Genomic DNA, 24,088 nt, shown 5'->3' with positions numbered 1-24,088 from the left:
CAGGCCCGGCTCCAGGGCGAATACCACCGGACGGGGTTCCTCCTTGGAGGGGTACTCCCCCGTGCACAGCACCTCGTAGTCGGTGATCGACGCGTAGGCGTCCCGGGCCAGCAGGTGCGGCGGGTTGTTGCCCTTCTCGTCCTTCTCGCGGAAGGGCAACGAGCTGGCGATCACCCGGGCGTCCGGGCTGGCATGCGCCTGGAGCAGGTCAAGAAGGTCCTGCTTGAGCTCCTCCTCGCCGTCCTCGCCCTCGGCGTACATGGCCTTCTTCGAGCAGTGGTGCGGGGAGAGCAGCACGTCCCACTCCACCCGGTCCGCGTTGCCAGCGGCCTCGCTGTTCTCGAAGATCATCTTGATGATGGGGTAGGCGAGGTCGCCCAGGAACAGCAGTCGGCCGACTGTGCCGTCACTGGCCTTCAGCTGTACCTGCAGGGCCAAGGACGTGTCGTTGCGGTCGCCGGCGCAGTGGTCCTTGAACGGTGCGTGGACGAACGCCTCGAACCGGTCCTCGACGTCTTGGCCGTCGATCTTGGTGATCACGTCGCCGGGGAAAGTGAAGTACTCGTCGGGCAGTTCGGCGTAGGAGTGCAGTTCGCGGTCCTCGTCGTAGCCGATGATGCGCACCCGGTCACCGCTGGCCGGCACCTTGCCGTCCTTGACGGCCTTGAGGGTGGCGTCCACGCGTCGCTCGACCTCGTCCTGGAAGCGCTGTGCGTCCTCGCACATCGGCTTGTCCTCGGACAGTTCGCGCCACAGCCGGGGCGTCGCCCAGATCTCCCCGATCAGGATGGAGCTCTCCAGAAGGTCACCGAAGCCGCAGCAGTGGTCCGAGTCGGCGTGGGTCAGGGCGAAGACCGCCAGGTAGGGCGTCTCGCCGTCGGGTCGCGGGAGGGTCTCCTCCAGGCGGTCGATGACGGCGGCGACCACCGCGTCGTCCTCGTCGGCGGCCTTCATGTCCCGCAGGTCCACCTGCATGACCAGGTTGTCGCCCAGCACGATCGTGGTGGAGTCCCCCGTGCCCACCGGCCAGAACACCACCCCCTGTCCTGGCAGTTCCGTCTCGACCATGTCACACCTCTTCACTCGATCTTGATCAACTAGCGGTAAAACAGGACAAGTTCACCCGATGAACAGGTCTACCACGCGCCACTGACAACGCCGCCGCCATCGGGCCGACGGAGACCGACACGAACGCCTCCCCATCACGCACGGCGCCCCCTTGCGCCGGCGAACGAGTACCCATGCCGCCCGGCAGTCCGAACCAGGGGGTGCACCGTCGCGTCGGTATCGGCGTCGTACGCTTCGACACTTCCACCGGCTCGCCGTCCACGGCGACGGTCACCGTCTTGTGCTGGTCCCCTGGTGCTGGGTGTCCGCCGTCGCCATGACGACCTCCCCGAACCACCCCGACATCGCGAACATGCACGACACCTGAAACGCCAGCTCAGCGGCATTCCCAACACGACTTCAGTCGGTAAAACGGACGAGGCGCACAGGGTTTCGGGCAGGATCGGCCGGCCGTGGGCGGTCGTCCACGACAACACGCGCATCCCCGCCCTGCGCCGCCTCTACATGACCGCCACTCCCCGGCTGTGGCAGCTAGATGAGGACTCCGAGCAGGGCGCGCCGGGTGAACTGGTGGCGTCGATGGATGACGACCCCAGCTCACCGTTCGGCAGCAGGGCGTTCACGTTGACGCTCTCGGCGGCCATCGACAGGGGAATCTGTGCTCCCTACCAGGTGGTGTGCCTGGACATCACCGACACTCAGCTCCAAGCCGCACAACTCCTGGGCGAGGACGCCCGCTCCGAGCAGGTACGCGGGGCGCGGCTCGCCGCCCTGCAGACCGCCCTGGTGAAAGCCTCTGCGGAAGAGGGCTTCCGGCGCACCCTCGTCTTCCACCACATGGTGAAGGAGGCCGAAGCGTTCGCGGCCGACCTCCCCCACGTCGCCAAGCGACTGCACGACGCCGACCCGGAGCTGTACCCGCGGATGGTCTGGGCCAACTGGCTGTGCGGCGACCACAAGCCCCTCCACCGGCGCCGCGTCCTCGACGAGTTCTCCAAGGGAATCGCTGCTGACGGCACCGTCGTGGAGAAGACGTTTCTTGGGTCCGTTCGCGTGCTCGGCGAAGGCATCGATACATCCCACTGTGACTCGGTGTACTTCGCCGACGTACGCGGCTCCATGCCCGACCTCGTCCAGGCCGTCGGCCGGGCGCTGCGGATGCAGCCCGGCGAGGGCAAAACGGCGTCGCTGGTCGTACCGGTCCTGCTCGGGCCCGGAGAGAGCGCCGACAACATGCTCACCAGCCGGGCGTACGGCGGCCTTGCGAAGCTGCTTGAAGCGCTCAGAGCGCACGACACCCGCATCGTCGAACAACTCGCCGAGCAACAGGCACAAAGCCGTGTCAGGGGCGTGCAGAGCCGCGGCGGACCGGAAGGTGAGGGAGCCGAGAGCGACCGAAGCGACCGACTGTCAGTGCCGGCCCGGGAGCTGCTGAAGTTCTCCACGCCGCGCGACCCCGCGCAGCTGGCCGCGTTCATCAACCTGCGCGTGATCAACCTCGAACACCAGCACTGGCGACGCGGCATCGAAGCCGCCACCATCTACCACCGGCTCCACGGCAACCTGAAGGTCCCCTTCACCTACCGCGTCCCCGACCGCGACGACCAGGAAGCGGAAGCCGAAGAGTGGCCGACCTCCCTCGCCGCGTTTCCGCTGGGGCAATGGATCGCCGACAACCGGCGCTTCTACACCCGCGGGGACATGGACGCCGACCGCGGCGAACAGCTGGAAAAGCTGGGCATGGTCTGGTCCCACTACGACGTCGCCTGGGAAGAAGGCCTCGCCGCAGCCCGCAGGTGGGCAGCCGAAGCAGGTCACCTCCTGGCGCCACTGGACGCCACCTACCAGGGCTACCCGGTGGGCATCTGGCTGAAGAACGCACGCGCCGCCGCCCGGAAGGCCGCCGAGATCGAGCAGCGACGCGCCGGGGGGCTTGTGGTGGAGTCGGCGGCCGGGGCGCTGTCGCAGGAGCGGCGCGAGCAGCTGGAGGAGATCGACCCGTCGTGGTGCCCCGCCTGGCCCGTGGAATGGCAGCGCGCCTTCCATTTGGTCCGGCTGCGCCTGGAGGTCGGCGGCGAGCTCCCAATGGAGCCGGGCGTGGTCGTGCACCAAGGCGAGGATCTGGGGCGGTGGGTGCGCTCGGTCCGGCTGGGCTGGGACAAGCTGACGACCGTGCAGCAATGGATGTGTGAGCACATCCTCGGTATCGAGCCCGCGGCCGAGGACGAGAAGCCGCGCCCGCGCCGTACGCAGGCCGACAAGTGGGCGACGAACTACGAGGCCGCCAAGCAGTTCTACGAACGTGAGGGACACCTTCGAGTGCCGAGGAAGCACGTCGAGCGGATCGTCGGCGAAGACCAGGAGGAGCGGGAGCTTCGGCTCGGGGCATGGGTCGGCAACCAGCGCAGCAGGGCCGCGACGCTGACCCCGGAGCGGATGGAGCAGCTGTCCGTGATCGGGATGCGGTGGGTGTGATGGGCATCGTCGTCACTAGGGTCGTCGTGCTCGCGGCCAGCTATCTACTCGGGCGTCTGCCCCGTGGCAGCGGGCGGGCGACTGGGCGGCCGATCAGGTCCGCTTCACCGGGACGTGGCTCGGCGGCTTCGGCCGCCAGGCCGTCGTCGTCCTGGTCCACGTCGTCACCGCGCCGCGCACCAGCTGGCGCATTATGCGCGCCCCGGCTATCGAGACGCAGGAGCTGGCCCTCGCCACGACCAGTCTGCCCAGGCCCGCTGGCGCGCGATCACCGCACCCCATCTTGTTGCCCTCGTCCGCAACGGTGCCCGCTTCAAGAACGGTCACCTCGTCGAACGCCCCGAAGCCATTGCGGCCTGAACAACCCCGCTGATGTTGACAATTACTCTTCCGCGTCGAACATGACCGCCCCCATCAGATGTACTCGCACGTGATCGCCGCAGCATAGGGCGACTGGGGTACGGCTGATCCGACCCCCTCGTGCTACGAGGTCATCACGAAGGAGGCGGAAGAGCGGCGAGCAGGTTTGCGGGCGTTCTACCGTGTGGGCGGATCCGGGGGGCGCGATGAGGCATCGGTGGCGGCGAGGGCTACTGACCGTGGCGGTGGGGCTGCTGGTGGCGGGCTGTTTCGCCCCGTCGCCGCCGATGTTCGGCGATGGGGAGGCGGTGCCCGAGGAGGCCTCGCGTGTTCCACTGCCGGTGCGGCCGGGCCCCGATGGCACCTGGGCGCTGAACGACCCCGCAGCGGGGCTGCTCGGCCAGGGCCGCACGCTGGTCCGCCTGGATGGCGCAGAGAACGGGGGCTGGCGGCTGACATTGCCGGCCGAATTCGCGTTGACCTCGCACCAGCCCGGCGCGGCGCACTCCGTGCTCGGCGGTGGTCGCCGGGTGATACTGGTCGGCGGCAGAGACGGCCGCCGGGGTCCGAGTGCGATCGCCGGGCTCAACCCGGAGCGGGGGCTCCTGCTCTGGCGTCAGGCCTTGCCGCTCGGCAGCCAGGTTTTCCTGTTGGAGAACAGCTCCGTGGTACTGACGGCGGTCTGCCGCCCCAGGTCCTGCCGCCTGACCGGCTGGGACGCCTGGTCGGGTGTACTCCAGTGGACGCGCGCAGTGTCCGGGGCGGTAGGAGTCGTCTGCCAGGCCGACGCGCTCGCCACCGCCGACGGCCGCAGTGGGGACCATTGCGGGCCCTATCTGGTCACCCCCGACCGTGTCGGCACTGTTGACCCGGGCGACGGCGGGCTTCACTGGCAGGCGGCGCTGCGGCCGCCCGACGGCACCGTCGATCGAATCATCAAGGAAAACGACCGGGTCATCATGGTCACCGCACCGGCCAAGGGCAGCTGCCACGCCACCGTCCTCGCCAGCGGGGTGGAATCCGGTGACGGGGACCGCGGCTGGCAGTACAGCTTCGTCTGGGACCAGCCTCAGGCCCCGCGCGACGCGCGCACCGGATGCCGCTGGGACCGCACTCTTCCCCTGATCGTCGGCTACCGCATGGTACTGCCGGACGCCAAAGGCACCCTGGTCGTCGATCCCTACTTCGGCACCCTGCGCCGCTCCCGGCGACTGGCCCCGGGCGAGTACCTGGTCACCTACGGCACCATGAACGAGATCATCCGCGCGCCCGGCCGCCCGGATCGGCTCCTGTACGCAGGCGCCGACCAGCTGGTCCGCCCCCACGGGCTGAGCCCCGCGGCGCGGTCCGTCACCGGCGGCTTCTGGCAGGACGGTCGCCGCCTGCTCCTGCTGGACCACCGGGGCAATACCCTCTGGCGGGGCACATCGGACTGCCAGGCGTTCCGGCCCGCCAACAAAGCCGTCGGCGGGCCGCTCGCCTACTGCGACGGCAACGACCTGGTGACCTTGCGTCCCGTGCACAAAGACTGACAGCCCCGTACGACCGGCTGGCAGGCACCGCTTGGTGGCGTACCGGCCTGGGCAGGGCCGCGCCGGCCGGGTGGCCTGTCGCACATCCGCCACACGGACGCTAGTGACAGTGCGAAGTCGACGGAACCCATCCACCGCGGGCATAGGCCAAAAGCGGAGTGGCCCGGAGCTTGCGAGCAGTCCCATCCACAGGATTTGACAATTCCTCGGCGCCAGCAGACCCGTGCCGCAAGCTCAACCGCCTTGACCCCCTACAGCTGGTCCCCCACTCCGGCTGGTTCCGGAGGATGGATCCCGCCACCGTCCTTGACGTCCTGATCGCAGGTTCGTCGGTCATAGGACTGGTCATTGGGGATCAACAGCACTCCGGCAACCTGCTCAGGGTGCTCGACAGCGAGCCGGCCGTCGCCCGTAAGAGCACCGTCCGGCTGCTGCCACGCCTCCGACGAATAGATCGTCTGACACCCCAACGCCACGCGCTTCTTATCGACCGCGCAGACGTCCACTGCACGGCCGGAGTATTCGTCGGCGCCGTCGAAGCGGTAGTGGAAGTGGACCTTGTCACCTTCGGAGGGCACCTGCGGGTGGAGCTCAAGGCGCCAGCCAACGACCTCGACGGTGACGCCGGGACGCTGCCCATACGTGTCCACGACCTGCACCCTGACACCGGCCTTACCGCGCTTCGCCGTCGTGTCGGTGCAGCCCCAGGACGAGCAACCGGACAGGGCGAGAATCACCAGAGCCAGCGGGGCAACGGCGAGTGTCCGTGCAGGTAACACTGAGGTGACCTCCGGTAAGGGTGAGGCGGAGCAGTGTATCCCTGGGCCGCCTGGCAGCTGCGGGAGATGACGGCGAGTGCCTGCGGCAGTGAAGCCGAAGCGCAGAGGAGCCCTGTGAACTGGGCGGGCGCATCCCGATGCAGCCGACTCACCAAGTGAAGCAATGTCACAGCTCCGGGTCGCGCTGCCGGTAGCCGTCCATCGCGGGGAGGAAGTCGGCCGGCTCCATGTCCGCGTGCACGCCGAGGTCGACCATGGTGGCGAGGCAGGCATCGCGCAGCCGCTGGCCTCGACTCTTGGCGGCGCATGGCCCGCCAGCACAAGGTGTTCATCGCGCTTGCCGGGGACATCGCGCACCAGGCCGGACCCCACAAGATCTGGACTTACTGGGGCGGCCGTCGTCACCGGCTTCAACGGATATGCAGCTGACACGTCCCTGCATGGCCAAGTAATCCGGCGTGCGGGGCGGTCGACATGAGAGGGTGGCGTGCCCACCCGGCGCGCCACCCCTACAGATCGCCATGAACACGGGCCTTCTTCGGGCGAGTTTCGTGTGGCCCGACAACTGCTTTGCCGGGCCACCTTCCCCTCAGTGGGTATCGGTGCGCTTTTCGAGGCGGGTGCGGTTGCGACGTGTGATCGACATCAGGTCGCTGGGGGCCTCCAGCTCCAGGCGGTGCCAGCGCCCGCGGGGAACGATCACGGCGGTGCCTGCCTGCAACTGCACCATTTCCTCGCCGCCGCCGGGCCTGTCGGGACGAAAGTAGAGACGGACACCGCCGGTCAGGCAGCACACCGCTTCCTCGGCCTCTGGGTGCATCTCCCAGTGGTCGGCGTGCACGTCGGCGTCGGTCCCCACGTGGAACGTGGCGATCTGCCAGGCGCCGGAGCCGTTGCTCGTCATCTGCCGTTCGACGGCTCGGACGTCGCCGTCGGGGTGGAAGTGCAGTGCCGAGGCGAACAGGTCGACGGTGGTGGTCTTCATGACGGTGTTCCTTCCAGCTGGTTCTCTGCGGGGGCGGTGGATTGCGGGAGAGGTGTGACGGTCCGGCGGCGCGGCAGCACACCTATCGCCACGACTGCCGCGAGCACGAAAATGGCGGCGGCGATGGCCAGGCCCAGGGCGTAGCCGTCGTTGAGCGCGGCGGGGTCGGTGGCTGTGCCGGTGTGGTGCGCGGCGATGGTGGCCAGGGCAGCCAGGCCGATGGAGCCGCCGAGTTGGCGGGAGCTGTTCATGAGGCCGGAGGCCATGCCGGCCTCACGCGGAGCGACGCCGGTGGTCGCGGCGGCGGCGACCGGGGCCAGGACCAGTCCGGCGCCGACGCTGGTGACGAGGGAGGGGCCGAGCACGTCGGTGAGGAAGCTGCCGTCGGGGCTGATGAGGGCGAACCAGGCCAGGCCCGCGGCGGCCAGCAGAGCGCCTGGCACCAAGGATGCACGGGGGGTGCGTGACGCGGTGATGCGGGTCGCGCCTATGGTTCCCGCGACCAGCCCCAGGGAGAAGGGCAAAAATGCGGTGCCGGTCGCTGCGGCACCCATGCCCAGGACCTGCTGCATGTACAGGGACACCAAGTAGAACGCCGTGAACTGCCCGGCCGCGGCCAGGAACACCAGCACGTTCGCGCCGGCGACCCAGCGGCTGCGCAGCAGGCCGAGGCGCAGCAGCGGTGCGTCGGCCCTCGACTCGGCGAAGACGAAGGCGGTCAGCAGTACGGCCGCGGCAGCCAGGGTCGCCCACGTGACTGGGGAGTCCCAGCCGAGGGTGTCGGTGCGGACGACACCGAGCACCAGCAGCCCGACTCCGCCGGTCGCCAGGACGGCGCCCACCCCGTCGAGCCTCTCGCGCCGGGCGGGTGCTGTTCCGGCGGGCACCCCAGCGGGGATGAGCGCGAGAGCCGCCACGACGATGGGCAGATTGATCAGCATGACCCAGCGCCAGCCCGCGTACTCGGTCAGCAGCCCGCCTGCCAGCACACCCAGCGCGCCACCAGCGGCGTTCACCGCGCTCCACACTCCGAGGGCGCGGACGCGCTGGGGGCCTTCGGTGAAGGTGGTGGTGAGCATCGCCAGCGCGGCCGGTGCGGCAGCGGCGGCGCCCAGGCCCTGCCCGGCGCGTGCGGCGATCAGTTGCCAGGGCGTCTGGGCCAGTCCGCCCGCCAGTGAGCACAGCCCGAAGACGGTAAGTCCCAGCGCGAACATCCGACGCTGGCCGTACAGGTCGCAAGCGCGGCCTCCCAGCAGCAGGAACCCGCCGAACGTGAGCGCGTACACGTGCACGACCCATGACAGATCGAGCGGCGCGAATCCCAGCGCGTTGCGGATCGCGGGCAACGCGACGTTGACCACGGACATGTCCAGGGCGACGACGAACTGGGCGACGGCGGCTGCCGCCAGCACCACGCCTCGTCTCTCCCGCGAGTTTTTATACATGTAAGAAAACTTAGCGCCGGACGATGGCCGCTGTCGACACCTGCGGGATGATGGGGGCATGCCGCAACCGTCCGCACCGCGCAAAACCCCGGGCCGACCTCCCCGTATCTCTCGAAAGGAGATCATCGAGACAGCCCGCCGGATCGTGACCGAGACAGGCGTGGAACGGCTGACGATGCGGCGGCTGGCCACGGAGGTCGGCAGTACGCCGATGGCGCTCTACCACCACGTCCGCGACAAGGAAGAACTGCTCCTCCTCCTGCTGGACGACTACGCCGCGCGGACGCTGCACCGACCCGAATTGCCGGCCCACCCTCGCGAGCGGGTCATCGTCGCCGCCACGGCGATCCACGAGGCGCTCGCCGCCTGCCCATGGATCGTGGAGGTGCTGACCGCCGACGACTTGATGTCCACATCCGCGCTGTGGTTTGTCGAGCAGATCGTTGACGGTCTGGTTGAATGCGGCCTCTCCCTCGACGGGGCCGTGCACGGCTACCGTTCCATCTGGTACTACACCGCCGGAGAGATCGTGGTCAGGACGACAGCGGCCCGGCGGCGCGCAGATGATGACCGTGCGACCTACCGGGAGCAGGTCTTTGCCGATCTCGACTCCAGCGAGTTGCCCCGCTTGGCGCAGGCCGCGGACCGCTGGGCGCCGCTGACCGCCGAGGACACCTACCAGGACGGGCTCCGGGCCCTGGTGGACGGCCTTCTCGTCGGCCCCGGTGTCCCAGCTCAGACACCAGCCGCAAAGTAGGCCGCGGTAGCGCGGCGGGCCCGTTTCTCTGTTGTAATGGCCGGGCGTCGGCCACCCTTGTCGCCCTTGGCCTCCTACTCCCAGCTCAAGAGCTGTTCCTCCTCCGAGGTCGCGGCGATGATCGAGGGCCTGCTGCTGCACTGCACGGACGCCGAGGTCGAGTCCAACTACGCCGGCACGCACGGCGCGAGCGTCGTCGGCTTCGCCTTCACCGAAACTGTTGAACTTCCGCCTGCTGCCGAGGCTGAAGAACATCGGCAGCATCCGCTTGTACCGCCCGTACGACACGCCGCCCGGCTGGCCGGCGCTCGGTGCCTCGCTGACGCGGCCGATCCGCTGGGAGCTGATCGAGCAGCAGTACGACCAGATGGTCAAGTACGCCACCACGCTCCGCCTCGGCACCGCCGAGGCGGAGCAGGTACTGCGGCGCTTCACCGGCGGCGGCCCCAAGCACCCCACCTACCAGGCCCTCGAAGAACTCGGCCGCGCCGTGCGCACTTTCTTCGCCTGCAACTACCTGGCCAGCCCGGCCTGCGCCGGGAGATCCACGGCGGGCTCCAGGTCGTCGAGAACTGGAACTCGGCGAACACCGTGCTGCACTACGGCAAGGACGGCGCTCTGACCGGCGCGGGCAAGGAACACGCCGAGGCCCTCGCGGCACGTTCGCCGGGCCTGCGCGACCCTGGCCGGGTGCGGCAGCTGGGACAGGGCGTACTGCAACGCGACGGTCTTGCCCTGGCCGGCGTCGCCGTACAAACACACCACCGCCCCCACCCCGGCCGCGTGCGCGACCGTCCGCAGCACCGACCGCACAGCAGGCGTGTGCACCACCTGGGCATCCGGGACCAGGACCGGGACCTGCGCCAGATGCTTCTGCTCCCGCAGAAACACCTGTCCACCGACGCCTTTCTCGGCCACCACGTTCAGGCCCAGCTCACTGAGGGGATCCGGCCTGCGCGGCCCGGCAACCTCAGGCTCCCGCCCGGTCAGCAAAGCCGCCCCGCCCTACGGTCCCGGCGGATCACCCGGCACAACGTCGACATCGACGGAATGGCCACCTCGCCGCCGGCAGCCACCAGCCGACGCCTCAGCTCCGAGACATTGCCCCCCGCCTCACCCAGCAGCGCCCACACCTCGTCCGACACCGCGTATCCCTGCCGGACCGGCGCCTCTGCCCGCCCGGTCGACTTGGCCTGCTCCAGCCAGCGCCAGACCGTACGCTCCGAAACACCCACCGTCTCAGCGACCGCACACACATACCGCGTCGACAACTCCCCCGCCTGCTGCCCCTCCAACAAACGACGCACCACCAACGCCCTCGGCAGCACAGCCCCACGACCGGCCCTTACCTCTTGATCCACCCCATGATCACACCGGCCGGACCAACCTCAGCACATAAGAACTCTCGAACCTGAGACAACATCGGCTGCCATGCGATAAAGCCCCACGACAGCGTTCCCGCCCATCAATCTCTCACTTCATGACAGCGACCTCCCCACTCACAAACAGCCGCTGACCAGCCCCAGAACACCACCACCGACTCTCACCACCACCGACACGAAACCGAGAGATCGCACCTGGCGCAGCGTCGTTCACCAGGCGGGTCGGTTGCGATCACTGACTCACCTTGCTTACTATTATGATCGTAATTCAATAGACCTGGGCCACGTCAGGCCATGCCATCAGCGCTCTGGTCATCTCCTCTCCACTTCACCGGGAACCTTCATGGACCTCTCCGCCAGTACCGCCCTTGTCACCGGAGCGAACCGTGGCTTCGGCCGGGCCCTCGCCGCCGAACTGCTCAGCCGCGGCGCCACGGTCTACGCCGGCGCCCGCAACCCCGACCAGGTCGACCTGCCCGGCGCCAAGCCGATCGCACTCGACATCACCGACCCCGCCTCCGTCGCAGCCGCCGCCGAGGCCACCGGCGATGTGACCGTCCTGGTCAACAACGCGGGCTCCTCCACCGGCGCCGACCTGCTCACCGCCGACCTGGATGACATCCGCCTAGAGATGGACACCCACTACCTCGGCACCCTGTCGGTGGTCCGCGCCTTCGCACCCCAGATCGCGGCGAATGGCGGCGGGGCGATCCTGAACGTCCTGTCCGGCCTGTCCTGGGTCAGCTTCCCGGAGATAGGCGCCTACTGCGCCGCCAAGTCCGCGGAGTGGTCGCTCACCAACGCCCTGCGCGTGCAGCTCGCCGACCAGGGCATCCGCGTGGCCGGCCTGCACGTCGGCTACATGGACACCGAGATGGTGCGGGCGGTCGACGCGGAGAAGTCCGACCCGGCCGACATCGCGCGCATCGCCGTGGACGGCATCGCCGCCGGCGCTTACGAGATCCTCGCCGACAACGCGGCCCGCCAGGCTCAGGCAGCACTGTCCGGGGGCGTTTCAGCGCTCTACCCGCAGCTCCCCTGAGGAGCCGCGCCTCCACCGGCCAACCGCCAGGCGCGTCCGCCAAGGGACCGTCACGACGCAGCGGCACAAGCAACCGGTTCGAGGCGACAGCTCCGTCCGGGCGTGGTCATCACCAGCATGGCCGGATTCATCACCGCAGAGGGAAGCCGCCGCCGAGATTCTCGCGGATGGAGGGGAGGGCGCTAGCGACGATCAGGCTGTCCAGCCGAAACGGCCGGCGATGATTCCCCCGCATGTCGAGTCTTGCCTGCTGAGCGCTTCCCGGCCTATTATATTATGATCGTAAGATAAATGGTGGGAGACGAGCGATGCCTCGCCATCAGCTCGAACTAACAGAGGCCACACCATGCCGCACACCTGCAGGCGGGGGCGGCACAACCGATGCATCTCCGGCTGACACGTCGGCGACACCCGCACCCCACCAGACCCAACAGCCGCGTGGTCGCGGGACGCGATCACGGCCACGCAAGCCCAAGCCCCTCCATGAAACGGAAACCACGCCATGAGCCAGCCCAGCACGATCCGCCTTGAGCGGACGACTCCGCGGACCGCGAGGATCACGTTCTCGAATCCTCCGGTGAACCTGGTGGTTCCCGAGTCGATCGTGACGCTGCACAAGATCGTCTCGGAGCTGGAGAACGACCCGGACATCCAGGTCGTCGTCTTCGCCAGCGAACTCCCCGACTTCTTCATCAACCACTTCGACGCCACCGCGGCCGCCGACATCCCCGCGCCCGAGCACGAGGACGACAACCCGCTGTGGACCGACATGGTCCTGCGGCTGACCAAGGCCCCGTTCGTCAGCATCGCGGCCATCCGGGGCCGTACCCGGGGCGCCGGCAACGAGCTGGCCCTCGCCTGCGACCTGCGCTACGCCAGCCGCGAGAAGGCGTTCTTCGGCCAGCCCGAGGTCGGCCTCGGCCTCGTCCCCGGCGGAGGCGGCGGCGAGCGGCTTCCGCGCGCCCTCGGCCGCGACCGCGCGCTGGAGGCGATCCTGACCAGCGCCGACTACGACGCCGACACCGCCGAGCGCTGGGGATGGGTCACCCGAACCCTGCCCGACGCGGAACTCGACGCCTTCGTCGACGCGACCGTCGTCCGCCTCGCCTCCTTCGACCGGCAGGCACTGGCGACCGCCAAGTCCCAGGTCAACCGGGCGACACTGCCGCCGGACGCCCACCTGGTCGCCTCCTTCGGCGAGTTCGCGGGCACCCTGACGCAGCCGGGATTCGCCGCGCGCGCGGTCGGGCTCGGCGCACTGGTCGCCGAAAAGGGCCTCGACGTCGAGTACCAGCTGGGCGAGTACATCGGCCGGGTCAGCGAAGCCCTCTGATCACCCACCACCCGACCGCAGCGCCCCACAGGGCGCCCGTGGGCGCCGCGACACCCCGGGCAGCGTCCATCCCCCACCCATCAGGGTTCCCACGGCGGCCGGGCACGCCTCAACGGCAGCCCGACAGCCGGCTTCCCGGCCGGAGGGCCCCGCCGCACCCACCGGTCTCCGAACACGGAAAACGCGACAGCCAATGTCCCACCGTCGTCACGTGCAAGTAGACCGAACGTTCGGTTCAAGAGCGACGGGATCGACTGTTCGGGGATCGCCGCGCTGATGGCCTGATGCCGGGGGCTGGACACGATTCGCCCCGCCCCCGGCGGCTGTCAGAACATCGTGTTGTCGTTGGCGGCGGTCTCGGGCACGGCCTGTTCGGAGCTCCAGTGCTCGACGATCCTGGCATCGCGGACCCGGAAGAGGTCGATGACCGACCGGCCACGCTCGCCCGGCGTGTCGACGTAGTGGCTGTGCACGGCGACCAGGTCGCCTTCGGCGATGACGCGTTTCGGTGTGACACTCGACTGCGGGAACTTGTCGAAGTAGCTGCCCAAGTCGGCCTTGAGGCCGGCCGCGCCGTCGGAGATGTTCGGGCTGTGTTCGTGGTAGTCGGCGCCGACGTAGGCGTCGATGGCGGTCAGGTCCTTGCGGACCAGCAGCTGGTCGACGAACGCGGTGACCAGTTCCTTGTGGTAGGCGGTGAACCAGCGCTGCCCGACCGCGTCGGTCCGCGGCTCGCTGAGCGTGGCGAACATGTCGTTGCCGCTGGCCGTGGTAGCGGGCACTTCCTGAATGACGTCCCAGTGCTCGGCGATCTTGCCGTCCTGGAAGCGGAACAGGTCGAACACGGCCAGACCCTCGGTGCCCGGCACCATGACATAGCGGGAATGCAGCAGCACCAGATCGCCGTCGGTGATGATCCGGCGGGGCTCGAAGGCGGCCTGCGGGAACTGCTGTCGCATGGCGCCGCTGAAGTACTTGAGGGCGTCGGCTCCGTCGGGCGCCAGGGGGTTGTGCTGGATGTAGGAATCGGGCCGCACGACCCGATCGACGATGGCCGTGTCGCCGAGGACGAACACGTCATGCAGCAGTTGGCTGGCAACGTGTGCCTTGCTGTCTCGGACAGTCAGCACGATCTTGCCGGTGGTGCGGCCGGTCTCGCCGAGCATGTGCGCCTTCGCGGCCTCGGCGAGCGGGAAGGTGGCCTCGACGTGGGCGCGCAGTGCGCCGGTCTCGACGAGGGCGGCGATGGCCTGCATGCCGGCCTGGTCGGCCTCGACCAGCAGCGACTCGTAGCGGATCCCCCGCTCGGCGATCGCCGCCAGTTCGCCGGCGTCGACGGGTACCGGAAGGATCGAGACGAGGGTGCCGCCCGGGCGCAGCACGGCCACGGATCGGGCGCGGGCGGCGGAGTCACGGGAGACCGGGTCGAGGACCACGTCGATGTCGCTGAGCACCTCGGTGAAGTCGACGCTGTGGTAGTCGATGACCTCGTCGGCACCGAGGGATCGCAGGAAGTCGTGTTTGGCGGCGCTGGCGGTGCCGATCACGTACGCGCCGCGGTCCTTGGCGATCTGCACGGCGAGGTGACCGACGCCGCCGGCCGCCGCGTGGATCAGGACTCGCTGCCCGGCCCGGACGCCGGCGGTGTCGACCAGTGCCTGGTAGGCGGTCAGCGCGGCCAGCGGCAGCGCACCCGCCTGGACGTGGTCGATGCCGGCGGGCTTGTGCGTGAAGACGCGGGCCGGCCCGGTCACGTACTCGGCGTGCGAGCCGACTCCGCCCGGGTAGGGCAGCATGCCGAAGACCTCGTCGCCGGGCTTGAACAGGGTGACGCCCACGCCGACGGCCTCGACGACGCCGGAGACGTCCCAGCCGAGCACCAGCGGCAGCCGGGCGATGGTCGCGGACTGGGCACGGTTGCCCCAGTCGGTCGGGTTGACCCCGGACGCGTGGACGGCGACCAGGATCTCGCTCACCCCTGGCGCCGGTTTGGGCAGCAGGGTCTCCTGCAGCACGTCGGGGGCGCCGTAGGTGTCCTGGCTGATGGCTCGCATGGATTCGGTGTCCGTCATGGGCCCAGCCTGGCCGCCGTCACAAGGCCCCTACAATGGCACGATCGCCAATTTTCGACGGGATCCTGCCATGATCAAGGTGCACCGCGTCGTTGTCCTCGCCTCGCACGGGGTGTACCCGTTCGACCTGGGCATTCCCCACCGCGTCTTCGGCGCCGCGGACGGCCGCTACGAGGTCGTGACCTGCAGCATCGACGGTCACCCGGTGCGCACCAACGCGGACTTCTCCATCAGCGTCGATCATGGCCCGGAGGCGTTGCGCACCGCCGACACCGTCATCATCGCGCCGTTCCACACCGGCAACCCCCGCCGTCAGACGTCGGTCGACCTGGCGCAAGTCCTCGCGTACGTGGCCCCCGGCACCCGGATCGTGTCGACCTGCACCGGCGCCTTCGTGCTGGCCGCGGCGGGGCTGCTCGACGGGCACCGGGCCACCACGCACTGGCACGCCACGGGCCTCTTCCGGGAGTGGTACCCGCAGGTGGAACTCGACCCGAACGTCCTGTTCGTCGACGAAGGCGACGTGCTGACCTCGGCCGGTGCCGCTGCCGGCATCGATGTCTGCCTGCACCTTGTCCGCAAGGACCACGGCAGCGAGATCGCCAACCGTGTGGCCCGCACCTGCGTCGTCCCCCCGTGGCGCGACGGAGGCCAGGCGCAGTACATCGAACACCCGGTCCCCGACGCAACGGCGAACGACACGTCCGCCGCCCGGCAGTGGGCGCTGCAGAACCTGCACAAGCCGCTGACCCTGAGCGACCTCGCCGAGCAGTCGAACATGAGCCAGCGCACCTTCGCCCGCCGCTTCAAAGAAGAAGTCGGCTTGAGCCCCGGACGCTGGCTCATCCAGCAACGCGTCGATCGGGCCCGGCAGTTGCTGGAATCCACCGACCTGCCGGTCGACGACATCGCCGGCCAGGTCGGCTTCGCCGGCGGCACCTCGCTGCGCGAACACCTGCACGCCGCCATCGGCGTCACACCACTGGCCTACCGGCGCACCTTCCGAGGCCCACTGGCAACGAGCCGCGCCGCCGCGGCGGATGCCCGGCGGGACGGTCAAGCACGTCGCCCTCGACCGTAAAATTATGCACGTCATACCATCGGCCCTGCCGGGAACCGGTATCGGTCGCGCGTATGACAGCAAACGCACCCGCGAGTCGAGCTGTGGCCGAACACGCTGATCCTCAACCGGGCCGGCACCGACATCGCCACCCGCGCCAAGGACATCGACAACGGCATCGCCGACGTCGTCACCGTGGGCTCGATGGCACTCGCCAACCCCTACCTGGTCGAGCGCATCCACCTTCTACGGCGGCGGCGCGGCCGGCTACACCGACTACCCCACCCACACCGCCTGACCACAGCCCCCGGCGCCCGAGGCAGTCGCCTTCCTCGGGCGCTTCGGCGTACGCACGGCGCAGCCAAACAGCGGTGAACATGCACTCGCGACGCGAGCGGTGCGCCGTCGATGACCACGAGGTCCCCTCCCGCGGCTCCGCATCCGGACTCGCCGCACGGGACGTGGACTCAGCCCCATCCGACAAGGTCGTACTCATCACCGGCGGGACTCGGCAGCGCCACGGCCCGAACCCTCCTCTCCCGCGGCGCCCAGGTCGGCATCGTGGATCTGCGTCCGGACACGCCGGAGATCGCGGCCGGCATCTCGTCGTCCCACGTCGTCGGCTCTACCGCGGACGTCTGCGACCGCAGCGCGCTCGACGATGCCGTGGCCCACGTGTGTGAACGGTTCGGGCGGGTTGACGTCGTGATCTCGAACGCCGGCATCATGGGGCAGGGCTCCACACGCCCGCACCCGCGGTCGACAAGGTGCTGGCCGTGAACATCAACGGAGTCGTCAACACGGTCAGCGCGGCGATGGAGCAGATCATCGCCAACCAGGGCCAGGTCGTCCTGATCAGTTCCGTCTTCGCCTTCCTCAACGGTGTGGGGGCCATTCCCTACGCGATGAGCAAGTCCGCGGTCGAGCAGCTCGGGCGCGGACCGCGCGTGGAACTCGCCCGCCACGGCGCCTCCGCCACCACCGCCTACTTCTCTCTGATCCAGACGGACATGATCAGAAACGGCGTCGACGCGGATCCTGCGATCACTGAGATGCTAGCCAGGACATCGCCGCGGCCGCTGCTCAAGCGCCTGGAACTGGACCAGGCCGCCGAAGCCGTCGTGCAGGCCATCGAACACCGTTGACCCCGTGTGATCCGGCCGGCTCGCTGGCCCCACTGTCCGTGCTGCGAGGAGTGATCAACCCGGCGATCGACGGGCGGCTGGCACAGGATCGCGTGCTGCACGCGATCCTCGGCAGGCTCGACGGGCGGTCAGGCCGCTGAGCAAGGTCGCAGCGGGCTGTCGGCACCGAAGCCGACCTGGCCCGCGATCCGTCGCATCCGGACCCACCTCGGGGACGGCTGCCTGTCTTGCTGTCTGGCTCTGCCGCCTGGGTCGAGGCAGCCGGCCTGATCAGGAGAGGTGGCGCTTGAGGATCTTGCCGGTGGAGGTCAGGGGCAGTTCGTCGACGAACTGGACGATGCGCGGGTACTTGTACCCGGCGAGCCGTTCCTTCGCCCAGGCCACGAGCTCGTCCTCGGTCGTGCCGCTGCCTGCCTCGCGCACCACGACGGCCTTGATCTCCTCGCCGTGGGACTCGTGCGGTACGCCGATCACGGCGACCAGGGAGACCGAGGGGTGCTCCATGAGGACTTCCTCGATCTCGCGCGGATAGACGTTGAAGCCACCCCTGATGATCATGTCCTTGGACCGGTCGACGATGTAGTAGAAGCCGTCCTCGTCCCTGCGGGCGAGGTCGCCGGAGCGGAACCAGCCCTCTTTGATCGCCTCGGCCGTCGCGCCGGGCCGCTTGTAGTAGCCCTTCATGACGTTGTGTCCCCGGATCGCGATCTCCCCGATCGCCTCGGGGCCACCCTCGGCATCCGACCAGTCATCGCGGATGAGCTTCATCTCCACGCCCGGAATGGGCACACCGATCGAACCGACACGGGGCTCCTCGCCGAAACGGGAGAAGGACGCGATCGGCGAGGTCTCGGACAGCCCGTAGCCCTCGAGGATCGTCACACCGAAGCGGTCCTTGAACTGCTTGTGGATCTCGGCGGGCAACGCCGCGCCACCGGCCACCGCCACGCGCAGGTTCGCCGCCAGGCGGGCGACGTCGACCGTCTCGTCGAGCGCCGCGAGCAGACCCCAGTACATCGTCGGGACCCCGGCGAAGAACGTCACGTCGTGGGCGAGCATGAGACGAAGGGCCGCCTGCGCCTCGAACCTCGGCTGCATCACGATCGTGCCGCCGAACGCGAAGGCGCCGTTCTGGACGACGGTCTGGCCGAAGGCGTGGAACAGCGGCAGCACACACAGATAGGTGTCGGGGCGCCCGGGATCGGTGGCGAACAGGTCGCGGCCGACGAGCGCGTTGTCGTACACGTTGCGGTGCCGCAGCTCCGCGCCCTTGGGGTGGCCGGTCGTGCCGGAGGTGTAGAGGACCACCGCGGTGTCGTCCTCGTCGCGCTCGACCGTACGGAACGTCACGGGCTGCTCGGCGACGGCCGCCTGGTACGACTCTGGTGCCCCGCCCCCGGCCGCGCCGCCGCTCTCGATCAGGAAGAACTCGGTGCAGCCATCGGTCGCCCGGAACCCCTCCCACGCGGCCTGCGCGATCGCAAGCTCCGGCGTGCCCTCGAACGCGAAGTACGCCTTCGCGTCCGAGTCGGCGAGGTGGTAGGCGATCTCGCCAGACCGCAGCAGCACATTCAGCGGCACGACCGCTGCGCCGGCCTTGAGGATGCCGAAGTAGACGCTGGAGAAGTGGGGCACGTTGGGGCAGGACAGCGCGACCTTGTCGCCCGGCTGGATCCCGCGCGAGGCGAGCAGGTTCGCGACACGGTTGGCGGCGGCGTCGAGGGCGGCATACGTGATGCGGTCGTCACCGAAGACGATCGCGGTGCGCTCCGGGTGTCGGGACGCGGTGTCAGTCAGCAGTCGTGACACGTTGCGGCTCGGGCTGAGCATCATTGCTCTCCTGGTCTGCGGGCGGGGGCGGTCGAGCCGGGCAACGGCCGAGGCCGCCACGTGGGACCGTTCGATGGCCCGCGGGTCGGCCACAAAATCACCTGTCGATCATAATATTACATGCGTCAGATCACGGATTAGGATGGGATACGAGGCAATGGCCCGGCGGAGTTGAGGGAGGAACCCTGTGGCGCGCTACGCCAAGGAGCACAAGCAGGTCACGCGGCAGCGGATCATCGAGCGGGCCGGCCACCGGTTCAAGCAGGACGGCATCGACGGCTCCGGCATCTCCACGCTGATGTCCGACGCCGGGCTCACCAACGGGGCCTTCTACGCCCACTTCGAGTCCAAGGACGACCTCGTCGCCCACGTCGTCGCCGAGCAGCTGCGCACGCAGGTCCAGCAGTACGCCACGCTGCGGCCCGGCCGCGAGGGACTCGAGGATTTCATTCGCTGGTATCTGTCGCCCGAGCACCGGGACAACCCCGGCGACGGCTGCCCGTCCGCGGCCCTGCTCGACGAGATCGGCCGCTGCGGTGACGCGACCAAGGATGCCTACACCGACGGCGCGAGGGCCATCCTGGACGAGCTCGCCGCCCGTCTGGCGCCCGAGGATCCGCAGTCCGCCCGGGGGCAGGCCATCGGGCTCTACACCATGGCGGTGGGAACGCTGCAGCTGTCCCGCGCGCTCTCCGACCGGAAGTTCTCCGACGAGGTCCTTGAGCAGGGGATCGAGAACGCCCTCGCCTTCGGGCGATGACGGTCAGTACCGACTGGGTGAGCACCTGGCATGGGCCGGGACGCCGGCGCCGTGCACCCGCGTTTGCGCGCTCAGCCTGAGCCGGTGGTCCCTGGGGCGACTGCGCTCTCGGCAGCGACACCGACACGACGGTCCTCCGCTCGTACGGCGGCCGGCGTCGCGCGCGTTCGGCAGGCGCCGCAGCGGCAGCGCACTCCGGGGCCTGGCGCCCGGACGGGACGCCGACCACACCGGTCTCCGCGTCGCCCTCCTGCACGACAACCGCCTCGGCGCCGTTTGACCGAGAAGCGAGCAGGTCAGTCACGTCGGACAGGTGACAGAACCGCCCGCCCACCCGGGCGTCACGGCTCTGACCCAGTCCTCGGCCCGTACAGACCGCACCGCGGCCCTACTACGGTCGGCCGAAGAACTCGAGAGCCGTCGGCACGAACTGCTCGTGGTACTGGAAGATGCCGCCGTGGCCGCCGTCGGGGTAGATCACCAGCTCGGAGTTCGGCAGTCGCCGGTCCATGTCGTACGAGTTCGACGTCGGAACCATCCTGTCGTGGTCACCGTTGGCGACAAGCACGGGGATCTTGATGACGGACAGATCCTGCGGCCGTGCCAGCCCCCAGCGGTGAATGGCCTTGAGCTGGGAGAAGTAGGACTTGAGAGCGATCGCCTTGTCGCGGTCCTTGGTGCGCTCCTTCAGACGGGCCAGGAACTCCTTGCCGGCCCGAATCCCGTTCGGGGTGCGGGTGAAGAAGAGGAACTGCTTCACGTCCTGGAAGGTGAGCAGCGCCCGGACGGTGTCGAAGTGGGAGATCCGGGTGACGTTCTTGATGCCCTCGCCTCCGGCCGGACCGGTGCCCGCGAGGATCAGCCTGCGGATGAGCTGCGGGTCGGTCTGTGCGATGACCTGGGCGATCATGGCGCCCATCGAGAAGCTGAGGACGTCGACCTGCTCGAAGCCCAGCGCCCGGATGAAGGTGACGGCGTCCTTGGCCATCTCCTCGATCGTCTTCGGCGTCTCACCGGTTGACGCGCCCACGCCCCTGTTGTCGAACGTGATCACCCGGTGCTTGGCGGCGATGCCGTCGACGACCCTGGGGTCCCAGTTGTCCAGGACCGCAGCGAGGTGGGTGATGAAGATGACCGGCATGCCGGTGCGGGGGCCGAGGTCGCGGTAGGCGAAGGTCACTCCGTCGGCGGTGACGGTGCGGGTCTGCGCGTTCTTGTACGACGTCACCACGTCGCCTCGTGTTTCGCGTGCGTTCACGGTCGTGCCCTTCAATGTAAGGATTACCGCCACTGTGCGCCGGCCTACTGCTTCCTCGCAGGTGGGCGCAGAGCGATTCCCGGGTCTCCCGGCTGCGGCTGCAGTCCGGGGTCGGCGGCCAGAGGAGGCCCAGGAAGCGGGAAACCCCTTGGATCAGGCCCCTGAACAACCCGCCAACCATTAAAGTATGACCGTAATTTCATCAGGGTGCAAGGGGCTTGCCGAACGCGATGCACAGCGGCGGAATCACGGGCTCCCCGGGCGCCGGGGTGCACCAGCACAGCGAACCACCAGGGCAGGAGCGGCTCACCCACGCCGGCGGCCACGAGACGCTGGTCGTGACCGGCGAGCCGTGGCCGTCCTGCCCCGGACCGGGGACAGCCGACGACCTGCACGACGGTTTCAGGACCTGGCTGCGCTCCGGGTTCCAGGACGAGGACTGGACCGGAGGGCGCACCGTGGACCACGACGACGCCCGCCTCAGCCCCGAACCCCCCGCCACCGGTACGGCGCACCTCCCGCCTGCACCCGCAGCGGACCTGGTGCAGCGCTTGCGGCGCTCGTCGGCAACACCGTCAGCCTGACCGGGGAAGGCCGCTTCATGGCGCTGGAGCTCATGGGGCGTCAGATCGCACTCCTCGACGCCCTCCGGAAGCTCGACCGGCCCATCGTCGTCCTGGTCCAGGGCAAGCCCTCGACCCTGCCCGCCCGGGCGCACCGAGCCGAGCGGGCGGCTGCCGGTCCACTACCAACCAGGGCCGGGGGCAGCACGGCTACAGGTGCGCCGATCTGACACAGGATCAGCTGTTCGCCTTCAGCGAGGGCCTCAGCTGCACGGCGGTGCACGACTCGGACCCGACGGATCCAGAATCCGTTGTCACGTCCACGGGGACGCTGCGGGCCACGGTGACACTGACCAGGACGGGCCGCCGTCCGGCACGGGAGACTGCGCAGGCGTATGCCCGCGACCGCGTCACGAGCGTGACGTGGACCGATCGCGAATGAATGCCTTCACCCAGGTCGGCGTCGAGCCGGGCGAATGGGTCGAGGTGATGATCCTCGTTCCCGCCGGTGACTGCACCGTCGTCGTCGCTCGGGACCCGCGTCGTCGGACCGGGTGAGTTCGACCCCCTGCTCGGCCGCGGCTCACGCATCGAGGAGCCCCGCGCCGCCGCCTTCACCGTCGACCACCTGCGCGGAGCGAGCGCCACGGCACCCTCTGGACGGGCCCGGCAACGCGGTGATGCCCGGTGCGTGTGATCGTTTCACTGTGAGCGCGCGGGACGGGACGCTTCACGGTCTCTTCGCGAGACCCGGCACCGAGACAGAATTGCGTGCCGCCGAAAGTCCCGGTCGCCGGACACTGCCGGCGACGGGAACAGACCCGCGGACCCCTGTCGCAGGACAGGCGCGGGGTGACGGCAGGCGGACGACCAGTAGTGCGTGCCGCCTGCCGTGTCGAGGAGCGCTACGAGGCCACGGGGCCGGTACGCACAGGCTGCCCGGACTCGACGGTGATGACGGCCGGAGCCGTGCAAGGGCCGCCTCACGGCTGTGAGGCGGCCCTTGCACGAAGGCTGACCGGCCGTCGACCGAGGCTCGGGATCGGCGGCGCGGTCGGCGTCTTCAGGCGGCGAGGAAGTCGGCCACCTGCTTGGTGAAGGCCCTGGCGTGCTGGAAGAGGAAGGCGTGGCCGGCGTCGCCGTAGAGGAGGAGGGTGGCGTCGGCCAGGTGCTGGACGGCGACGTAGGACGCGTGGGCGGGGACCATCACGTCGTGCAGGCCGTTGGCGTACAGGACGGGGTGCTTGATGGACTCCAGTTCGGCCTTGACCTCGTCGAAGGGGGCTGCCAGGAGCTGGCCGATCGCGGCGAGCATGCCCTGCGCCGTCGCCTCGGTGACCGCGGGGCCACCGGCGGCGAGCCGGGGCGCGACGTGGGCGAAGTGCTCGCGCCCCGAGGCGCGGGCCCCTTCCGTCTCCGGGTAGAACAGGTACAGCATGTCCTCCTGGTCGGCGTCGGGCTTGGCCATGATGCCCAGGACCTTCTCGCTCGCCTCCGGCGCACCGGGCACCCAGCCGGTCGGGCCGCTGCCCGCCACGATGATCTTGCGCACCAGTTCCGGGCGACGCGCGGCCAGGCGCTGGGCCACGAAACCCCCCAGGGACCAGCCGAGCACGTCGGCCCGCGCGAGGCCGAGGGCCTCGATGAACTCGGCGGCGCCCTCGGCGAATCCGTCGAGGGAGTCGCGCGGCTCGCCGGTGGTGTAGCCGGTGCCGACGTTGTCGAACACGATCACGTCGTGGTCGGCGGCCAGGTAGTCCAGGAACTCCGGGTCCCACCAGTCGATGGTCGCCCGGAAACGCTGCAGCAGGACCAGCGGGACACCGCCCTGCGGACCCATGCGCCGGTAGGTGAAGGTCGCGGAGGACCCCTCCACGGTGAGGTTCTCGGCCTTGTCTGCCAGATAGGTGCTCATGACGTCCTTCTCTTGCAGGCGGGTGCCCGTCATGTCTCGCGGGTCTGCTCACGCAGCACACCAAGACATGCCGGGTCTGCGGGGTCGCTGCCCCCGGCTGCCCCATGCGGCGAGCCAGGGCTGTGGATCAGGCCGACGGCCTGCTCGGATCACTCGGTCACCGGCTCGAGCCCGATTAAATTACGCTCATAATATTAAGCAGGGGCGACTCGGGTGCGCAAGGGGGTTCCCGTGGTGCCGCGGCCCGGCCGCGGAACCCCCTGCGGGCCGGCGGCGCAAGCGGTCCGGCGCGGCGGGGGCCGAGGGGCGGCGGCCCCGCCCCGGCCG

The 24,088-nt window shown here is 69.3% G+C and carries 17 protein-coding genes and 5 pseudogenes; 12 read left to right on the top strand and 10 right to left on the bottom strand.

Going from position 1 to position 24,088, the window contains the following annotated elements:
* On the bottom strand, window positions 1–1,068 hold a 1,068-nt coding region (locus QF032_RS40500; RefSeq protein ID WP_307060120.1), incomplete at its 3' end, for a hypothetical protein.
* A 504-nt stretch (window positions 1,069–1,572) separates the two neighbouring features.
* On the opposite strand from QF032_RS40500, the gene QF032_RS40495 reads away from it, so the two are divergent.
* The 3 genes and pseudogenes from QF032_RS40495 (at window position 1,573) to QF032_RS40490 (ending at window position 5,435) form a co-directional block, all read left to right on the top strand.
* Window positions 1,573–3,543 (top strand): helicase associated domain-containing protein, encoded by a 1,971-nt coding sequence (locus QF032_RS40495; RefSeq protein ID WP_307054179.1) that lies wholly within the window; start codon window positions 1,573–1,575, stop codon window positions 3,541–3,543.
* Between the two features lie 201 nt (window positions 3,544–3,744).
* Window positions 3,745–3,903, top strand: a pseudogene (locus QF032_RS40845) (IS256 family transposase); the annotation flags it as partial.
* A gap of 239 nt (window positions 3,904–4,142) precedes the next feature.
* Entirely contained in the window at window positions 4,143–5,435 is a 1,293-nt protein-coding gene (locus QF032_RS40490; RefSeq protein ID WP_307054180.1) for a PQQ-binding-like beta-propeller repeat protein, read from the top strand.
* Between the two features lie 251 nt (window positions 5,436–5,686).
* Here the strand turns inward: QF032_RS40490 and QF032_RS40485 are convergent, their stop codons facing one another.
* The 3 genes from QF032_RS40485 to QF032_RS40475 form a co-directional block, all read right to left on the bottom strand.
* Complete coding sequence (locus QF032_RS40485; protein ID WP_307054182.1) at window positions 5,687–6,214, bottom strand: hypothetical protein; 528 nt, start codon at window positions 6,212–6,214, stop codon at window positions 5,687–5,689.
* 589 nt (window positions 6,215–6,803) lie between these two features.
* The gene (locus tag QF032_RS40480; protein ID WP_307054184.1) at window positions 6,804–7,199 is read right to left on the bottom strand and encodes a cupin domain-containing protein; all 396 of its coding nucleotides are present in this window, start codon (window positions 7,197–7,199) and stop codon (window positions 6,804–6,806) included.
* Window positions 7,196–8,644, bottom strand: a complete 1,449-nt coding sequence (locus QF032_RS40475) for an MFS transporter (protein ID WP_307054186.1) — start codon at window positions 8,642–8,644, stop codon at window positions 7,196–7,198. Before QF032_RS40475 ends, QF032_RS40480 begins: the two co-directional genes overlap by 4 nt.
* Window positions 8,645–8,702: 58 nt before the next feature.
* Here QF032_RS40475 and QF032_RS40470 point away from each other — a divergent pair, with 58 nt between their 5' ends.
* Window positions 8,703–9,401, top strand: a complete 699-nt coding sequence (locus QF032_RS40470; protein ID WP_307038869.1) for a TetR/AcrR family transcriptional regulator — start codon at window positions 8,703–8,705, stop codon at window positions 9,399–9,401.
* 75 nt (window positions 9,402–9,476) lie between these two features.
* A pseudogene (locus QF032_RS40465) lies at window positions 9,477–10,022 on the top strand (Tn3 family transposase); the annotation flags it as partial.
* Between the two features lie 365 nt (window positions 10,023–10,387).
* Here QF032_RS40465 and QF032_RS40460 read toward each other — a convergent pair.
* Window positions 10,388–10,636: a hypothetical protein gene (locus tag QF032_RS40460; RefSeq protein ID WP_307060554.1), complete on the bottom strand. Its 249-nt coding sequence runs from the start codon at window positions 10,634–10,636 to the stop codon at window positions 10,388–10,390.
* A gap of 490 nt (window positions 10,637–11,126) precedes the next feature.
* Between QF032_RS40460 and QF032_RS40455 the strand changes: the two genes are divergently transcribed.
* Both QF032_RS40455 and QF032_RS40450 read left to right on the top strand, forming a co-directional pair.
* Window positions 11,127–11,825 (top strand): SDR family oxidoreductase, encoded by a 699-nt coding sequence (locus QF032_RS40455; protein WP_307038871.1) that lies wholly within the window; start codon window positions 11,127–11,129, stop codon window positions 11,823–11,825.
* A gap of 502 nt (window positions 11,826–12,327) precedes the next feature.
* Window positions 12,328–13,158: an enoyl-CoA hydratase/isomerase family protein gene (locus QF032_RS40450; protein WP_307038873.1), complete on the top strand. Its 831-nt coding sequence runs from the start codon at window positions 12,328–12,330 to the stop codon at window positions 13,156–13,158.
* A 326-nt stretch (window positions 13,159–13,484) separates the two neighbouring features.
* Here the strand turns inward: QF032_RS40450 and QF032_RS40445 are convergent.
* Window positions 13,485–14,243 (bottom strand): annotated as a pseudogene (locus QF032_RS40445) (nuclear transport factor 2 family protein); the annotation flags it as partial.
* 33 nt (window positions 14,244–14,276) lie between these two features.
* Window positions 14,277–15,212 (bottom strand): annotated as a pseudogene (locus QF032_RS40440) (NADP-dependent oxidoreductase); the annotation flags it as partial.
* An 88-nt stretch (window positions 15,213–15,300) separates the two neighbouring features.
* Between QF032_RS40440 and QF032_RS40435 the strand changes: the two are divergent.
* Together QF032_RS40435 and QF032_RS40425 are read left to right on the top strand one after the other, a co-directional pair.
* A complete protein-coding gene (locus tag QF032_RS40435; protein ID WP_307038875.1) occupies window positions 15,301–16,311 on the top strand; it encodes a GlxA family transcriptional regulator in 1,011 nt (336 codons plus the stop codon).
* A gap of 387 nt (window positions 16,312–16,698) precedes the next feature.
* A pseudogene (locus QF032_RS40425) lies at window positions 16,699–17,435 on the top strand (SDR family NAD(P)-dependent oxidoreductase).
* Between the two features lie 270 nt (window positions 17,436–17,705).
* Here QF032_RS40425 and QF032_RS40420 read toward each other — a convergent pair.
* A complete protein-coding gene (locus QF032_RS40420) occupies window positions 17,706–19,265 on the bottom strand; it encodes a long-chain-fatty-acid--CoA ligase (protein ID WP_307060118.1) in 1,560 nt (519 codons plus the stop codon).
* Window positions 19,266–19,452: 187 nt separating this feature from the next.
* Between QF032_RS40420 and QF032_RS40415 the strand changes: the two genes are divergently transcribed.
* Entirely contained in the window at window positions 19,453–20,025 is a 573-nt protein-coding gene (locus QF032_RS40415) for a TetR/AcrR family transcriptional regulator (protein ID WP_307038885.1), read from the top strand.
* 391 nt (window positions 20,026–20,416) lie between these two features.
* On the opposite strand, the gene QF032_RS40410 is transcribed toward QF032_RS40415, so the two are convergent.
* The gene (locus tag QF032_RS40410; RefSeq protein WP_307038887.1) at window positions 20,417–21,283 is read right to left on the bottom strand and encodes an alpha/beta fold hydrolase; all 867 of its coding nucleotides are present in this window, start codon (window positions 21,281–21,283) and stop codon (window positions 20,417–20,419) included.
* Window positions 21,284–21,501: 218 nt separating this feature from the next.
* Here QF032_RS40410 and QF032_RS40405 point away from each other — a divergent pair, with 218 nt between their 5' ends.
* Together QF032_RS40405 and QF032_RS40400 are read left to right on the top strand one after the other, a co-directional pair.
* Entirely contained in the window at window positions 21,502–21,867 is a 366-nt protein-coding gene (locus QF032_RS40405; protein WP_307038889.1) for a hypothetical protein, read from the top strand.
* A gap of 17 nt (window positions 21,868–21,884) precedes the next feature.
* Window positions 21,885–22,076, top strand: coding sequence for a hypothetical protein (locus QF032_RS40400; protein ID WP_307038892.1), 192 nt, complete (start codon window positions 21,885–21,887; stop codon window positions 22,074–22,076).
* An 833-nt stretch (window positions 22,077–22,909) separates the two neighbouring features.
* Here the strand turns inward: QF032_RS40400 and QF032_RS40395 are convergent.
* Window positions 22,910–23,761 (bottom strand): alpha/beta fold hydrolase, encoded by an 852-nt coding sequence (locus QF032_RS40395; protein WP_307038894.1) that lies wholly within the window; start codon window positions 23,759–23,761, stop codon window positions 22,910–22,912.
* Between the last annotated feature and the right edge of the window lie 327 nt (window positions 23,762–24,088).

Source organism: Streptomyces achromogenes (genome assembly GCF_030816715.1).
In the GTDB taxonomy this organism is placed as follows: Bacteria; Actinomycetota; Actinomycetes; order Streptomycetales; family Streptomycetaceae; genus Streptomyces; species Streptomyces achromogenes_A.
This window is presented reverse-complemented; position numbering and strand designations above follow the sequence as displayed.